This is a genomic window from Thalassoroseus pseudoceratinae (assembly GCF_011634775.1).
In the GTDB taxonomy this organism is placed as follows: Bacteria; Planctomycetota; Planctomycetia; order Planctomycetales; family Planctomycetaceae; genus Thalassoroseus; species Thalassoroseus pseudoceratinae.
The window spans coordinates 611198-627503 of record NZ_JAALXT010000004.1 but is presented as its reverse complement, the minus strand read 5'-3'; the positions used below and the strand labels follow the sequence as shown (position 1 = coordinate 627503).

At 55.6% G+C, this 16306-nt stretch carries 10 protein-coding genes; 6 read left to right on the top strand and 4 right to left on the bottom strand.

The features are described from left to right. Nucleotides 1-303 precede the first annotated feature (303 nt). Nucleotides 304-3096 (top strand): c-type cytochrome domain-containing protein, encoded by a 2793-nt coding sequence (locus tag G6R38_RS16815; protein WP_166828348.1) that lies wholly within the window; start codon nucleotides 304-306, stop codon nucleotides 3094-3096. Here G6R38_RS16815 and lpxK read toward each other — a convergent pair. Both lpxK and G6R38_RS16805 read right to left on the bottom strand, forming a co-directional pair. Further along, the gene (gene lpxK, locus G6R38_RS16810; RefSeq protein ID WP_166828345.1) at nucleotides 3053-4138 is read right to left on the bottom strand and encodes a tetraacyldisaccharide 4'-kinase; all 1086 of its coding nucleotides are present in this window, start codon (nucleotides 4136-4138) and stop codon (nucleotides 3053-3055) included. The genes G6R38_RS16815 and lpxK overlap by 44 nt on opposite strands. Before the next feature lie 98 nt (nucleotides 4139-4236). Continuing rightward, nucleotides 4237-5403, bottom strand: coding sequence for an isocitrate/isopropylmalate dehydrogenase family protein (locus G6R38_RS16805; protein WP_166828342.1), 1167 nt, complete (start codon nucleotides 5401-5403; stop codon nucleotides 4237-4239). A gap of 232 nt (nucleotides 5404-5635) precedes the next feature. On the opposite strand from G6R38_RS16805, the gene G6R38_RS16800 reads away from it, so the two are divergent. Next, the gene (locus tag G6R38_RS16800; RefSeq protein ID WP_166828339.1) at nucleotides 5636-6229 is read left to right on the top strand and encodes a YcxB family protein; all 594 of its coding nucleotides are present in this window, start codon (nucleotides 5636-5638) and stop codon (nucleotides 6227-6229) included. A gap of 36 nt (nucleotides 6230-6265) precedes the next feature. Here the strand turns inward: G6R38_RS16800 and G6R38_RS16795 are convergent, their stop codons facing one another. Next, a complete protein-coding gene (locus tag G6R38_RS16795; RefSeq protein WP_166828336.1) occupies nucleotides 6266-6598 on the bottom strand; it encodes a hypothetical protein in 333 nt (110 codons plus the stop codon). Between the two features lie 101 nt (nucleotides 6599-6699). Then, on the bottom strand, nucleotides 6700-7626 hold the full coding sequence (locus G6R38_RS16790; RefSeq protein WP_166828333.1) for a DnaJ C-terminal domain-containing protein: 927 nt from the start codon (nucleotides 7624-7626) through the stop codon (nucleotides 6700-6702). 329 nt (nucleotides 7627-7955) lie between these two features. Here G6R38_RS16790 and G6R38_RS16785 point away from each other — a divergent pair, with 329 nt between their 5' ends. From G6R38_RS16785 to G6R38_RS16770, 4 genes are all read left to right on the top strand, one after another. After that, nucleotides 7956-9641 carry an anti-sigma factor gene (locus G6R38_RS16785; protein ID WP_166828330.1) on the top strand — a complete coding sequence of 562 codons (1686 nt, stop codon included), beginning with the start codon at nucleotides 7956-7958 and terminating at the stop codon, nucleotides 9639-9641. A gap of 121 nt (nucleotides 9642-9762) precedes the next feature. Then, the gene (locus G6R38_RS16780; RefSeq protein ID WP_166828327.1) at nucleotides 9763-10911 is read left to right on the top strand and encodes a prenyltransferase/squalene oxidase repeat-containing protein; all 1149 of its coding nucleotides are present in this window, start codon (nucleotides 9763-9765) and stop codon (nucleotides 10909-10911) included. A gap of 62 nt (nucleotides 10912-10973) precedes the next feature. Continuing rightward, on the top strand, nucleotides 10974-13670 hold the full coding sequence (locus G6R38_RS16775) for a BatA domain-containing protein (RefSeq protein WP_166828324.1): 2697 nt from the start codon (nucleotides 10974-10976) through the stop codon (nucleotides 13668-13670). A 52-nt stretch (nucleotides 13671-13722) separates the two neighbouring features. Then, on the top strand, nucleotides 13723-16278 hold the full coding sequence (locus tag G6R38_RS16770; protein WP_166828321.1) for a hypothetical protein: 2556 nt from the start codon (nucleotides 13723-13725) through the stop codon (nucleotides 16276-16278). The last annotated feature ends 28 nt before the right edge of the window (nucleotides 16279-16306 follow it).

Sequence of the window (16306 nt, the reverse complement as noted above, 5' to 3'; positions counted from 1 at the left end):
CCTACAAGTTCGCTAGTTGGACATCATATATGGATCCGTTGTTTTTGCTTGTCATACTGTCGATGTTTTCGGCTCCATTCATCGGGGCCTTGATTGGAATCGTCACAACAAAGCGGAATGAAAGAGTTGAGAAGCAGTAACGAGCAGTGGTGGGGTTTGTCATTGGTCTTACTGTTTCCGTTTTTGTTTTCTTCGGTCCATTGACGTTTTTAATGATGCAAGCCATTTGATACATACTTCACGCAAATGAAAGCTGGGACGAGTCCCAGCCTACAAGTCTGGTTTTAGACTCAGGCATACACTATGAGACTTTCACATATTCTATTGACTTTGAACTGCATACTAGCTTCGATCGTTCAAGCGGCGGATCCCGAACCGGACTATGCCAAGGATGTGGCGCCGATTCTGCGGAAGTATTGCACGGGATGTCACAACCAGGAAGACAAGGAAGGCGGATTGTCACTAGAGACGTTTGCCCAGATCAACGCCGGTGGCAAACACGGACCAGCATTGACCGCGGGAAGTGTGGACTCCAGTCGCATGATTGCCATGATGACTGGCAAAGCGAAGCCTGTTATGCCGCCAGATGGTTTGGATGTCCCTACGGAAGCGGAAATCGAGACTCTGAAATCGTGGGTCGAGTCAGGTGCGAAGGGACCAGAAGGCGCAGAACCGAGTCGTCGAACATTGCTCGTGCCGAAACTGACTCCGGCCAAAACGAGTCCGGCGATCACTGCGGTGGCTTGGTCGTCTGAGCATACGGTTGCGACGGGAACTTTTCAAAGAGTGAATATCATTCCCAGGAGTGGTAACGGGCAACCGCAACCACTCGAAATACCTCACGGGGCCGTCAACGATCTGGAATTTACTGCTGATGGCAAACAATTGCTCGTTGCGACCGGTGTCTCGGGACTTTATGGACAGGTTCTTCTTTTCGATACCAAAGATTGGTCCGTTGTTCAGGAGTTTCGAGGGCATCGTGATACGTTGTACGCGGCAACGCTAAGTCCCGATGGCTCGGTGCTTGCCACTGCGGGGTACGATCGGCAGATCATTCTGTGGGACGTGAAAACCGGTGAGCCGTTGCGAACGCTCGAAGGCCACAACGGGGCGGTTTACGACTTGGCATTTCACCCAGACGGCAAATTGCTTGCGAGTGCTAGTGGCGACGAAACTGGGAAGATTTGGGATGTTGCAAGTGGGCGTCGATTCGACACGCTCTCTCAACCGGAGGCCGAACAATACGTCATCGCGTTTCACCCGAACGGCAATCAGGTTGTTGCTGCGGGGGCTGACAATCGAATTCGCGTTTGGAGATTTGTCTCGCGAACGAAGCAGCGAATCAATCCACTTCTGCATGCTCGATTTGCTCATGAAGGAGCAGTCGTCGCGATGGCATTTTCGCCGGATGGCAAACGATTGCTGACGGCCTCGGAAGACCGAGTTGTCAAACTATGGGAAACAGACGGCTATACCGAGTTGCAAGCCTGGGAAGATCAGGCGGATGTCGTGCAAACGTTGGCATTCTCACCAGATGGTCGGCAGTTTGTGTTGGGGCTTATGGATGGCACATTGTCGACACGCACCGTCCCCACGATTGAGCCGAATTCACAGCCGAATGCCGCGAAGATTGAGGCTCGATTGGTCGAGTCTGCCGGTGAGACAAAGAAGGTCACGGAAGCAGAGCCGAACAATCAGCCAGGGACCGCCACGCCCGTTTCGGTTCCCGCCGAAATTCAAGGTGTGATCGAAGACGCCGGGGAAGTTGACCTATTTCGTTGGTCGGCAAAGGCGGGTGAGCAGTGGGTGATTGAAACGAACGCCGCCCGCTCCAAGTCGCCGCTCGATACAAAAATTGAAGTGCTCACCACGATTGGTGATCCGATCTTGCGAACGCAATTGCAAGCTGTTCGGGATTCTTATTTCACATTCCGTGGCAAGGACTCCAACACCAGCGACGACTTCCGCGTGCATAATTGGCAGGAAATGGAACTCGACGAATACTTCTTCTCGAATGGCGAGGTCAATCGGCTTTGGTTGTACCCTCGCGGGCCGGACTCGGGATTCAAAGTCTACCCTGGCCGGGGGAAACGATACACGTACTTTGATACGCCCGCTTTGTCGCATGCACTGGGCGAGCCGGGTTACATCGTGCGACCGATTCCTCCCACTGAGGAAGTCGTACCCAATGGGTTGCCGGTGTTTCCAATCTATTTCGAAAACGACGATGACGGCCAACGCAAACTCGGTGCGGATTCCAAACTGACCTTCACCGCTCCGGCAGATGGAGATTACTTGGTTCGCATTCAAGATGTTCGTGGGTTTGGAGGGGCGAACTATCAATACAAGCTCACCATTCGGCCTCGCCAACCCGATTTTCGAGTGCGATTGGTCGGAGCAAACCCCAAGGTCAATGCTGGGAGCGGCAAAGAGTTCCGGGTCGAAGCAACACGTCTAGACGATTTCAGCGGCCCGATTCAAGTGGACATTGCCAGCGTACCGCCGGGTTTCGAAGTGACGACGCCGTTGGTGATCGAAGCCGGTCAGGAGATTGCTTACGGTGTTGTGACCGCCAAAGCAGAGATGCCCGACAACGCCGAGACACCGGCCGACACGCCGCCTGCCATCAAAGTCACTGCATCTGCGGAGATCCATGGAGAGCGGATTACGAAAACCGTCAATAGCCTGGGGCAGTTGGAACGGGTCGACAAACCGAGTTTGCGACTTCAGTTGCTCCCCGCCGACCCGAATACGTCGTTCGATCCCTCGAAACCACTCGAACTCACGGTTTCGCCGGGAGAAACAATTGCGGCTCGTGTGCGGATTGAACGCAACGGTGTGGGCGGGCCGATCAGTTTCGGCAAAGATGATTCTGGTCGCAATCTGCCGCACGGGGCGTTTGTGGACAACATCGGACTCAACGGTTTGCTCATCATGCCTGAGAAGAACGAACGCGTGTTCTTTATTACCGCATCGCCGATCACACGGGAAGGCACGCGAACGTTCCATCTCAATACCGGATCGGGTGGCGGGCAGGCGTCGGCGCCGGCAATTATCCATGTGCGTCGGGATCGCTCGCAGGCTTCGGTTGAATGAACCGGTCTAAGTGCTGATGAAGTTCGTCGGCTCCGGCGTGAATCTGCGTGCGGATGCTGACGGCTTTCAACGGCGGGCCGGTCCAATCATTGGGCGAGATTTTAACGAGGTCTTTGAGCGTCGTGAGCACGCTGCTGGCGTGGTGTTGGTGTGCGAATTCCGCGAGCGAATTCAAATCGGTTTTTGAGTAGGCGTGATGGTCCGGAAAGATGCGGAACGTCTCCGGTGCCAGGGCAAAACCGGCGTGTGTTAGCATTTGGTAGAAACTATCCGGGTTACCGATCCCGCAGAATGCAACGACCTTTTCGTTCGGATGGGCAACGAGTGGTGTGAGTTCGTTGTCGAGGCCGATGAATTGATCGGCTGGGTAACTGACTTCGATGACCTTGAGATCCGGAGCAATTCGGTTGATCTCGGTCCGTAATTGTGTGAGTTGATCCGGCGAGATCTGATCGACACGCGTGATCACCGCGAGACTCGCCCGCTTCAATCCGGTACGGGGTTCACGGAGCAAGCCTCGCGGCAAGATGTGTCCGTATCCCCATGGGTTAGTGGCGTCGATGAGCACGATATCGAAATCCCGCGCAAGTCGCCGATGCTGGAAACCGTCATCGAGAATCAAAACCGAAGTGTGATCCTCGGCAACCGATTCTCGTGCAATTTGGACACGATTGGGATTCTGGCGGTGCGGGACACCAGGGCAGAGACGGTTCAAGACGCGCTTCTCGTCGTTCTCTTCGCCGTCAAGCGAACCGTACCCCCGACTAAGTAAACCGACTTTGATATTCCGTTCGGTGAAGTAGTTCGCCAGATACGCGACAAACGGTGTTTTCCCGGTCCCGCCGGTGGTGAGATTGCCGACGCTGATAATCGACGCCGAAACCTCATGCGAACGTTTCCAGCCGACATCGAACAACAGATTGCGAATGCGAGCCGCGGCGGAATAACCGTAGGAGAGGATTCGTAGTCCGAGCCGACTTCCGCTGGCGAGCAGTCCCTGTTTTCGGCCGGAGATCAGATCGAGAAACGAAGCGGTATCCATGCCCGTCGTCCACAAAAAAGCCCCAGGCGGGTTGTCCTGGGGCTGAAAGTTGAATGGCACGGCTCACAGAGCCGTGCCATATGCCGAGTTGCGTTGATTTACATTTTTTTGCAGATCGCTTCGGCCATTTCTTGAGTGCCGACAGCGGTGGGGTCGTTGCGATCGGGTTTCATGTCGTAGGTGACATCTTTCCCTTCAGCAATGACTTCCGCGACGGCGTTGTCCAACTTCGCGGCGGCTTCGTGTTCGCCGAGGTGGTCGAGCATCATTTTGCCGGAGAGGATCAACGCGGTCGGGTTGACCTTGTTTTGACCTTTGTACTTCGGAGCACTCCCGTGAGTCGCTTCGAAGATGGCGGCGTCTGGGCCGATGTTCGCACCGGGGGCCACACCCAATCCACCGACGAGGCCGGCACACAGGTCGCTCAAGATGTCGCCGTAGAGGTTCTGCGTGACGATCACGTCGTACTGCTCGGGCTTTTGGACCAACTGCATGCACATGTTGTCGATGAGTCGTTCCATGTAAGTTACGCCGCTGGCGTCTTCGACTTTACCTTTGAGCGTGGGATCAGCTTCCACACCTTCAGCGAGTTCGTCCCATTCAAATTTGGCACCGTAAGCCAAAGCGACGGCTCGACATTCGTCGTAGAACAGGCCATCGGTGAACTTCATGATGTTCGCCTTACAGACGCTGGTCACGGAAGACCGCTTCTGCTTGATGGCGTAATCGAAACCGTATTTGCAGATGTCTCGCGTGCCGGGCACGGAGATTGGTTTGATGCTGACGCCGGTTTCTGCGGCGGGGGTGTTGATCTTCTTACCGGTCGCAGCGGCGTTGATTTGGTCGATCAGCGTGGCGGTTTTGTCTTCGCCAGCTTTGAACTCAACGCCCGCGTACAAGTCTTCGGTGTTCTCACGGATGAGGACCAAGTCGACTTTGACTTCTTCAAAGAACGTCCGCACACCCTTGTAGGTTTTGCAGGGACGAACGCACGCGTAGAGGCCGAGTTCCTGTCGGAGATACACGTTGACGCTGCGGAAGCCTTTGCCGATCGGCGTGGTGATCGGGGCTTTCAGTGCGGCATCGGTACTGCGGATCGACTCCAGAACGCGTGGGGGCACGCCACCTTCGGCTTCGATTACCTCGATGCCACATTCTTGGTGGTCCCAGTCGATCTTCACGCCGGTGGCGTCGATACACTTCCGGGTTGCTTCAGCGATTTCCGGGCCAACCCCGTCACCGGGAATAAGCGTTACTCGGTACATGATTCGTTTCGTCAAAAGAGGATGAGGTCCGTCGGGAAGCTAACACAGGGAAATTCCGATTGCAAGTATTGGCCGATACGGCTTATGTCCGAACGAAACGAAGCTCTTAGGCCAGGGCAAAGTTTATGGAAATCTCGATATCGGGAATTGACGTTATGTCAAAGCCAGCGATACTTGGGCCGATTGGTTCCGATTTTGGTCAACAACCGTTCCTCACTCCCTGTCAAATCTCGTGAACCCCAGCGAACCGCAATTCCCGGAATCCTCGGAAAAGATTGGTGTTCCGAATGCAAAATCTCCCGGTACCGTGACCGCAACATTCCAAGTCACGGGCGAACTTTACTTGGAAAGTTTGAAGCGGTATCAGAGTGAGCAACCGGAAGGTTGGCCCAGCGATGGCACATGGAGCTGGATACTTTTTATCGTCAGTGGCCTGTTGGGATTATTGTTCTATCACATGCCAAAGTTCGGACTGGTTGTCTCTTTCGTTCTGGTCCTTGTGGTTTTCGTTCTCCCGATGGTCGGGCAACACTTCTCAACCAACAGGATTCGGAACATGCCGAACCTTGATTATGATGTCACTGTTCACCTGTCGGACGAAGGGTTTTTCATCGAATCGGTCTACGAGAAAGCCGAAATTCCCTGGCACGCATTTTCTAAAGCCGTGATTTTCGACGATGGCGTGCTTCTCTGTAAAAAGCCGAATACAATTCATTGGTTTTCGGACGTATCGCTTGACGGGGAAGACGACCCCAAACGACTGCGGGAATTGGTGACCGCGAAGATGTCGCCCGATCAGGTTGTGTATCGGGCGACTGCGGTTTGAGTTGATTGCGAATCCCGCGAACCGTCTCGGCAGCGATCATTCCTGCGGTGTCGAGTCTTCGGATTCGGCACTTGAGCGGTTCGGTTTCCGCAGATACCACATCGGATCGAGTTCGCTGGTTTTCGGGAGCGGTTGGCGGGCGAGACGGCGTGTTCTTCGTCCCCAAATCGCGAGGAGAGCGACGGCAGAGACGCTGACGATCACCAGCAACAACAGGAGAAAACCCGCGACGATCGCGGATTGCTCTTTGCGGTCGCGGGTGTCGTCGGTGTCTTTCTCGGAACTTTCGGAAGACGATGCCTGAGATGGCGAGGGCTTGTTGACGTCCGCGGCGTGTAAATGCTGATTGAACATCACTGCGAACAGCATGACCAACGGAAACAGCCACCGAGTGAATCTCGTTTCAGCGCAAGGACTATCGCACGGCTCACAGAGCCGTGGCACACGTTCGTCTCTGGTGATGACTGAGATCACCACAGTCCCTCACGTGGTTGGTGGGTGTCGTGATCGCGGAGTTGCTCGTAGAGCGTGCGGGTTTCGTCATCCACTTGTTTCGGCACAACGATTTTTACGACGACGAGTTGATCTCCGCGTGTTCCGGTTTTTCGATCGGCTACGCCGAGCCCCCCCATGCGAAGTTTACCACCGCTTGATGTGCCGGGGGGGATCGTCAATGTGACGCGATCACCGGCGAGCGTGGGAACTTCCACTTTGGCCCCGAGAACGGCTTCGGCGGGCGTCAACGGAACATCGATGAGCAGATTGTTGCCCTCGCGTCGAAAGTACGGATGCGGAGAAATCTTGAGTTTCAGTAGGACATCGCCTGCCGGTCCGCCGTGCTGACCGGGATGGCCTTGACCGGAAAGTCGAATTTTCGCCCCGTCTTGCACACCGGCGGGAATTTTGACGCTAATGCGTTCCGTCGATCCATCTGGACGACGAATGGGCACGCCGTAGTTGCCGCCCTCGGCCGCCATGTGAAAGGGGATTTCGGCTTCCATTTCGATGTTCTGACCGGCAGACGGTCGCGGTTGGCGGGTTTGTCGGCGTCGTCCACCGCCACCGCCGAAAATGTCGCCGAGATCAAGCTCTCCGCCAAACAAATCACCCAAGTCGATCGGGCCCGCTCCGCCACCCGGCCAACCGCCGGGACCGCCTGCCGCTCCGCCAGCGTGTTGGAACGCTTTGCCGAACCGGTCGTATTGGGAACGCTTCTCCGGATCGCTCAAAACCGAATAGGCTTCGCCGATTTCCTTGAATTTTTCCGCAGCGGAGGCGTCGTCGGGATTGCGATCGGGGTGGTACTGCTTGGCTAATTTCCGGTAGGCTTTACGTATTTCATCTTCGGAAGCCGATTTGGAAACGCCGAGTGTCTGGTAATAGTCGTCTGAGGCCATGGTTAAAACGATCTTGATGTATTCAATGAACCGATGCCGTATCGGATGATGGTTCTATCATTTCCAGGAAAACACAAGCGTCAACCGCAAAGTCGTTTGAATGGTCGTTCCCACATGGATTCTCCACTGTGGTGGGGATTTGGGCACTAGTCATGAAATGTTGTTGACTTGACAATTCCTCCGTAACTTAGGCTTTGAATCGGCTGTGGGATCGATCACAATTGGGATTTTTGATTTTCACGCAAATACAGGGAACGATTGGAACCGAATAGACCTCTAATGGTTCAGGATAAAATCGAGTTCTCCAGAAACGGTCATTGAGGCCACAGATGAACGAACAGTCGGCTCACGAACAACTTTCCGCTTATCTCGACGACGAATTGTCGCCCGAGGAGCGTGCGGTTGTGGAGTCGCTGTTGGCAGAATCACCAGCGGCTCGGCAAGAACTGGCGGAACTTCGTCAGGTCCGGGAACTGCTAATTTCGTTACCATCGGATTCGTTGGCGGAAACTTTCCCAGCGGAAGTTCTGCATGCTTGCGAACAGCATATGCTTCTGGACGATGTTCGCCCGGCGGCGCCCCAGTCCGACCCGCAGCCAAAGTCGAAACGCTCACGGTTGGCTGTCTGGGCTGGCATGGGTGGTTTGTTGGCATCGGTGGTGCTTGTCGGTATCACGATGAGTTGGTGGAATTCCGGCGGCGAAATGATGGATATGGCGATGAACAGCGATCGCGAATCTGCCGCGACTCGCACATTGCCGGACGAATTGATGCCGATTTCCCGGACCGGAGAAGCCGAACACGGGGTCTCGGAAGAGGCAGAACTTACCGACAGCGTGGTGATGCAGGAATCGTTCCCTCCACCACAAGCGTTACGGGCGCCTGCGGGCGTGGAATCAGATGCCGAGAGGGAAATGGCTCCCATGTTAGCGAGGTCGAAGGTGGCTCCGTCCGCTACAATGTCGGACATGGCCGGTGCGGCTCCGGAGCAGCCAAGGGAGTTGAAGAAAATGGCGGTCGAGGGCAGTCCCGCGGCTGCCTCGGCAGCGGAGACGTTGAGTTTGCCAGCTGATGCGAATCTCGCATTTAAGGATGATTTGAAGACCGCTCAGGTCGGAGAGGTCGTCCGAGCTTTGCAGCGGCAAAATGATCAAGTGATCGTCGTGGAATTGACGGTCGTCGATCGGCGGCAAGGTTTGGAAGATTTGCAGTTGTTGTTGGCTCGTCATCGAATTCCGTTGGACCGACCCGCAGAAAAGCTGGCGACTGCGAAAACGGATTCCCCGCAGACCCAGTCGAATTCCCCCAAGACGCCAAACGCGTTGTTGGCCGTTCACGTGGAAGCTCCAAGTGATCGACTGCAGGCCGCTCTTGCCGAATTACGATCTGCGGCCGCGGTTGCAGAGATTAAACAGCGTCCGTCAATCTCGCCCACCCAACTGGCGATGGCTTCCGACAACGATCAGTTTGTCAGGGAAGGGAAACCGTTCGCAGCTCAATCGGCCGACAAGCCGAGAACTCAACCGTTTGCCGGACCCATGCGGAAGTCGGCGGCCCGCCGTGCGTTGAGTGAACCGGAGATTGAGGAGTCGTCCGCCAAACCCGATCGAATTCCCGCCACTGAGGTAGAGTCCGTCGACGACCAGACCGAGCGAAAAGTGGAATTGGCCTCGCGTGCTCGTCAGCGGCGTTTGATCGTCCGGAACGAGGTTTTGGTACCGAGTGACAAACGCGGTGCGGGCAGTGTTGGTATCGGTGGTGCTATGGGCGCGTCGGCGTTGCGTCAGGCGCCGGGCAAACCTGCTGCTGCTGCTGATACTGGGTTTGGTGGTGAGGAAGCCCCTCGACCGCCTGGCCGGATGCGAGTGAAATCTTCGCCTCGGTCTCTTGCCAAAGCGAACGAGTTGAAGGCCTCCGCACAGTCGGAGCGTCCGGTGCAATTGTTGTTTATCTTGGTCTCTCAAGACCCACAACCGCCTCCGCCGCCATTGCCGGAAGATGCAGGGGCCGCTTGAACTTGCAGTTCCGACACGTCTCTGGCAATCTCGGAATTTTGCAAAAGCTTCGTAACGTCGCTGGCCCTTTCGACAACTCCCTACAACATTGATTCTTTGAATCTGAGGGAGTTGAAATTTCGTGGGCAGATTTCGAATAGCGTTCATCGGTGGATTGCTTGTGCTGCTCGTCGCACGTCCGGTTTGGGCAGTCGGGCCATGGGAAACGAACCCGGAAGCCGAAGCCGCGTTGGAGCGTGGTTTAGAGTGGTTGGCTCGCAATCAGGGCCCGAAAGGCAATTGGGGTTCCAACGATCTCGGTTTGGTCGGGATGGGCACGCTAGCGTTTCTCGCCGCCGGACACATGCCGGGACACGGTCCGTACGGGGACAACGTAGATCGCTCTCTCGATTTCATCCTTGAAAATGCAAAACCGTCTGGGCTTCTGAATATCTCGATTCCGCATCGCGATATGTACAACCATGGCCTGACGACATTTGTGCTTGGTCAAGCCTATGGGATGACCGATGACGCCCGGATCGGCCGCACACTCGATGCGGCTTTGAAGCTCATCTACAACACACAATGCCGTGACGGCGGTTGGGACTATGAAGCCCGTCGGCAAGATCGGGGGCACGACTTGAGCCTCGCCGTGATGCAGGCCAAAGCGATTCGCAGTGCGGCTGACAGTGGGTTAGCGGTGCCTCCCGGTATTGTCCCGCTGGCGATTCAAAGTGTCCGCGAACATTACAAAGCAAAGAACGGAACTCGTGGCCTCGATAACCCGAAAGTCAAGGAAGGCCCAGGGCAATTCACCTACGACGGAAACCGAGGCACAACCGCAATGGCGGCCGCGGGTGTCGTTTGTTTGCAGGAATACGGGCAATACGACGATTGGCGGATTCCCAAAAATATGACGCTCATTTCTCGTGAAATCGAGCGACTGAAAGTTGAGAATAGTCATAACGGTCGGTTGCCGTTCGATGCGTACACGCTGTATTACGTCGGTCAGGCGTTGTATCAGGTCGGCGACCGTGAAGACATCAACGAGCCTTACTGGCGACGAAACTATCCGAAGCTGCGTGACCATCTCATCGGTTGCCAACGACTGAAACCGGGCGACGTTGATGAACACGGTTCCTGGGACGCGACTGGCCACGTCGGTGGCAAACCAGGACGGCTCTACGGGACTGCGGTCGCGTGTTTCATTCTGGCGATTCCGAATCGGTATCTTCCCATTCTTCAGGAAGGCAAAATCGAAGGGCTGACGCAGAAACTTGGGCTCGATTGAATTCTTTCGCCGGCCTCGTCAACGGATACTTTTCTTTTCACCAATCGAATTGTCTTGTCGCGATGATCGACTTTCTCGCCCAACCCTTTGCGATCGCTGGAGCAATTGCTGCCGCAGGACCGATCTTGATCCACCTGCTCAATCGGCGGCGGTTTCGGACGGTCTCTTGGGCAGCGATGGACTTCCTACGACAGGCGATGCAACGCAATCGTCGTGTGCTGCAACTACGCGACTTGTTGCTGCTCTTGCTCCGCTGTCTGATCGTGTTGTGCATTGGATTGGCGTTGGCACAGCCGTTTTTTCGCAACAGTGGAAGCGATTCGCTCTTCGCAACTGTTTGGCCGTGGGTGGTTGCCTTGGGAGCCATTGTTGCCGGCATTGGCGCAGTGGTGGCATCGACGAAACCTGTGAAAGTGGTTACCGCCGGGATTGCATTGTTGCTTACCGGTCTCGCCGGTTGGGGAGTTTTTCAGAATTCTCGATCGCGAATGGTAGCGGATTCGGCGACAAATAGCCGTCAACCAGTGCACGCCGTGATCGTGATCGACAACAGTCTCAGCATGGCCTACGAAACGTTGGAAGGCGATCTTCTTGATCGTGCCCAAGCCCAAGCCGCCGAGTTTATCGATCAACTGCCATCGGGCAGCCGGATCAGTGTGCTTCCCACGAGCGGCACCGGGAAGTCGTTCAGTTTGGACGCCTATCGAAACAAAGACGACGCACGGGATGCAGTCGGTCGAATCGATGTTGTTGACCAGTCCGCCTCGGTGTCGAACGCGCTCGCGTTGGCGGCGGAAGCGTGTGACCGTCTGCCGGAATTAGCAGCGAAACGGGTGGTCCTCTTTGGCGATCAACAAACCTCCGGCTGGCCGACGGATAAGGCGGATGAAGATCTGAATCGGCTCCCGGAACTTCAGATTGTGCAAGTGGCGCCCGAGGAACCGCAAAACGTCTGGATCTCGGAATTTCGCTTAGCGAGTGGCGTGGCGGACATTGAAACACCGTCCACCTTTCTCGCCGAACTCGAGCACTCTGGAGCGAGTCCACTCGAAGACTTGCAAGTCACGCTGTCGCTTGATGGCATGTCGGTGGCAAGTCAGTCGGTTGATCTTGAACCGGGTCAGCGACGCCAAGTTGAATTCAAATATCAAATCGACATCCCTGCCGAACCGGGGCGACCGCAATTTGTGACGGCGGAACTACTTGTTGAAACACCGACCGTCGATGGTGATCGACTCAAACGAGATAACAACCGGTCGTTGATTGTTCCCGTGGTCGCCGGTTTGCCGGTAGTGTTTGTCGATGCAATTGGCGAAAAAGAAAATGTCGCCAGTGGTGAAGTCGGGGAGACTTATCCGCTTCGTCGTTATTTGGCACCGAAGCTGAGTCGCGATGAATACCAACGTCAACTCATCGATGTGCGACATCTCACGATTGACGAAGTCGACGTTGAAGCTCTCGCCGATGCTCGGTTGGTTGTCGTCTCGGGAATCGAATCACCGGGACCGACCGTGGAAATCCTGCGAGAGTTCGTCGAGCAGGGCGGGTCGCTCGTGATCACCGCGGGCGGGGAATTCGATCCAGCGATTTGGACTCAAATGGCTTGGCACGATGGGGCCGGCATTCTGCCCGTTCCACTCGACAGCGACACCTTCGGCGAAACACCCGAACAATTGGAGCTGCAAGCCAATTTGGATTCCTTGAAGCTGTTCCATCTAGATTACAGCACGATGCAGCATCCGTACTTCGTATTGGAAAACGAAGACGACGAGTTTCTGAACGACTGGTATCGACAGACTCTCTTTTTCAAAGCCGTGATCGCGGAGACGTCGGACGAGGTTTTGGAACGATTACTGGTTGCGGATCGAAAACGGTTAACCGACGCTGCGACGACCGTGGAAGAATTGGATTCCGACAAACCGGAAGAGACTGCGAAATCAACGGCCGTTCCCCGGTGGTTGCTGTGGGCAGCGGAACGAGCGGCCGAATTGCCAAGCTCGACGGAGGCCATCGACTCCGTGGCTCGGCAAATGCAACCCCGAGTTCTGGCGGCCTTCGACGTGGCCTCGCCGGATTCCACTTCCGGACCACTGCCGTTCTTGGTCGAGCGAAACGTGGGAGCAGGGCGGGTGTTGTTCTTCTCGTCGGGCGTGTATTCGAGTTGGAACACGCTTTCAGGAAAGAACAGTAACATCGGGATGTTCGACCGAATTTTGCGTCGGTTGATCGAAGAGACACTCCCCGATCGAAATTTCGAATCCGGCGAACGCATCGTATTGCCGATTACGCCAGATCGCCGATTTCGCTACACGCTCCACCGGCCGGATGGCGACACCGAATCGCTCACGGTCGAGGCACTCGGCGGAGACCAATTCGGTGTCGGCATCACCAACGCCGATCGAAGTGGCGTCTATCAACTGGTACGAACCGAAGGTGACGGCAGCGAATTGGATGAGACATCTCGCAAGCAGACGATTCCTTTGGTTGTCAATGCTCCGGTCAGCGAATCGGAAATGGCATATCTCGATGAGACCAGCCTCGCGGAACGGCTCGGCTCCAATGACGGCACACCTTGGCATTGGGTCGGCCCTGGTGAGAAAATCACCATCGAAGGGGCTGAAATTCAAGGACGCAATTATTGGCGTGTGTTGATTGGCCTCGTCATCGTGGGGCTGCTTGCGGAAATGTTGATTTTGGCTTGGCCTCATTTGCACCAGTCCACAGACGCGGCTCTTGGAGATCAAGCGAACGCCACCTGACATTGATGAATTGGTCACCCCCTCGCACTCGGTTTCTAACAGAACTTTGGGAATGAACGGCTCGGAATCGACAACAGACATTTGGACCACTTGGATCGGGCGGGCGCTCGGTTACGACAACGTCTCGCGGATTGAATCCTGGCGGGTCAGTTTCGGAGCCGATTGGGCGCACAACGGTCCGGCGTGGCTAATCTTCGGATGTCTGGCGTTAACGGTGCTGTCGGTCTTGTTCTATCTGAAGTTTCAGAAACAGGGGCGACGCCGACGCCGGGTGTGTCTCGGCGTGTCTCGAGCGGTGTTGATGTGTCTGTTGTTGTTCGTCCTTGCCGATCCGATCCTAGAAATTCGTTTGGTCGATCACCCGAAACCAATTCTCTGGGTCCTCTTCGATGGCACGGAGAGTATGGCGATCGAAGATAAACTCCCCATTGACCAACAGGAGAAACTTGCCACCGCGACGGACTGGGGCGGTTATCGCAAACGACAAGAAGCGAATGGTGATGCACTCCCTGAGACGCCGACCCGGATGGATTACCTTCAGGCTCTCGTGCAAAAAACGGAAGGAAATTTTTTCGAGAGTCTCGCGGAACGCTATCGGCTGCGAGGGTATGTGCTGGATCGTGCCGACGGTGTGCGAGCGATTGAATTGACGGATTCCGACAATCAATTCGATGCGAACCTCGTGGCTGAACAGTTGACGGCGACGGGCGAGGTGACGGCACTCGGCGCGGGTTTTGAAGATTTGGCGCTTCGACATGCCAGCGGACAAGTCGCCGGCTTGCTGGTGTTCTCAGACTTCAACCGCAACGCCGGACCGCTTCCTGAACCGGCGGCGAAGAAACTCAAGACGCCGGTCTACACGGTGGGGTTGGGAGCGAAGTCCGCGATTGATCTGGCAATTGATCACATCGAAAGCCCTGTGAAACTGAAGAAAGCCGAGCAGTCGACGATTTCCGTCTCGATTCGTCAACAAGAGTTGCCCGGTGAAACGGTGCATGTGCGGTTGTCGGCTCATGCGATTGGTGGGGATTCCGGTACGTTGGCTGCACCGATCATCATTGGTGAAAAGGATGTGCAATTTGCTTCCAACAAACTTTCCGTCGACTTCCCCTTCACACCCAGCGAGACCGGTCGTTATGTGCTGACCGCGGAAGTCGGGCAAATCGGGGATCGCACCGATCCACAAGGGCTCACGGCCATCGAACCGTTGGGCGAGGAAATCGTCAGTCAGAACAACGCCACCACGCGGGAAATTACCGTCATCGACGACTTCATGCGGCTGTTGTATGTCGCCTATGAACCGACTTGGGAATGGCGGTTCGTGAAAGAAGTGTTTCACCGGGATGAATTGGTCGGGATGCGAGGGTTTCGCACGTTCTTGCGGAGTTCCGATCCGATCGTCCGTGAAAGTAACGAACTGTTTTTACCGAGTCTCACGCTGCCGCGGAACGAGTTTTTTAGTCACGACGTGATCTTCCTCGGCGATATGCCGGCGGATGCGTTGTCTACGCGATTCTGTGAAATGACGAAAGAATTCGTTAGCGAGTTCGGTGGCGGCTTGGTGGTGATTGCCGGTTCGCGTTTCGGTCCTGGTCAACTGGCGAAAACGCCGCTGGCCGACATGCTGCCGGTGTTCGTCGATCCGGATGCCCGTCCGCGAACCGACCGTCCGTTCCGCATCCAGCGGACACCGATTGCCTCGGCGTCGCAATTCGATTTCATGCAGCTCGGCGAAACTCCGGAGGAAACTCAGAAGGCATGGGAGAACATGGGACGGCTCAACTGGTATCAGCCGGTGCAAGCCGTAGAACCATCCGCAACCACGGTTCTGGCGGAACATCCCACCGACATGTGTCTCAACGGCCAAACGAAGCAACCGTTGATTGCCGTCCGACAATACGGACGCGGCGAAGTCGTTTACATTGCCTTCGATGAATTGTGGCGACTCCGACGACTCTACGGTGAAAAATACTACCGGAACTTCTGGGGGCCGCTGATTAAGCGACTTGGGCTTAGTCATGCACTTGGCCAACAGAAACGCTTCGTCGTGCGGACCGATCGCAAGGAATACCAAGCCGACGATAAAGTGTTGCTCTCGATCGAAGCCTACGATGAAGACTTTCAACCTCTCAGTGAAGACGATGTCGAATTTATGACGCTGCAACGCAGTCTCGACTACGAACTGCTGCCGCCGAATCAGGGCATTGATTTGGACAACGTCCAACAAGGTCGTGTCTCCGAACTTCGGCCTGGGGTGTTTGAAGCTCGCATCCCGGTGTTTCAGCCGGGGGAATATACGCTCAAAGTTCGTGATCCGGTGACCTCGGAATGGGCTGATCCGGTAAACTTCCAGGTGGCGAGTCTGTCTGTGGAACGTCGCAATCCGACACGAAACGTCTCGGTGCAAACCGGTTTGGCAACTGCCACGAACGGCCAGTCCTACGAACTGGATACGCTTCCGAATTTCCTGACCGACACCGAAGCCCCTGCGCTCACCGAACGAACGACCGACATCCGCCCGCTCTGGGCCACTTGGCCGTGTTTCGTGGTGCTGGTGCTGCTGTGTCTGAGTGAATGGTGGATTCGGAAACTATCCAGCCTTCCGTAATTTGAACGCCCATTAAGCCGACTTTCGA

Bases quoted from the DNA above. Each gene is read 5' to 3' on its own strand.
- G6R38_RS16815 (WP_166828348.1), top strand. From the start codon at position 304: ATGAGACTTTCACATATTCTATTGACTTTGAACTGCATACTAGCTTCG.
- G6R38_RS16805 (WP_166828342.1), bottom strand. From the start codon at position 5,403: ATGTACCGAGTAACGCTTATTCCCGGTGACGGGGTTGGCCCGGAAATC.
- G6R38_RS16770 (WP_166828321.1), top strand. From the start codon at position 13,723: ATGAACGGCTCGGAATCGACAACAGACATTTGGACCACTTGGATCGGG.
- G6R38_RS16775 (WP_166828324.1), top strand. From the start codon at position 10,974: ATGATCGACTTTCTCGCCCAACCCTTTGCGATCGCTGGAGCAATTGCT.
- G6R38_RS16785 (WP_166828330.1), top strand. From the start codon at position 7,956: ATGAACGAACAGTCGGCTCACGAACAACTTTCCGCTTATCTCGACGAC.
- G6R38_RS16790 (WP_166828333.1), bottom strand. From the start codon at position 7,626: ATGGCCTCAGACGACTATTACCAGACACTCGGCGTTTCCAAATCGGCT.
- G6R38_RS16795 (WP_166828336.1), bottom strand. From the start codon at position 6,598: ATGCTGTTCGCAGTGATGTTCAATCAGCATTTACACGCCGCGGACGTC.
- lpxK (WP_166828345.1), bottom strand. From the start codon at position 4,138: ATGGATACCGCTTCGTTTCTCGATCTGATCTCCGGCCGAAAACAGGGA.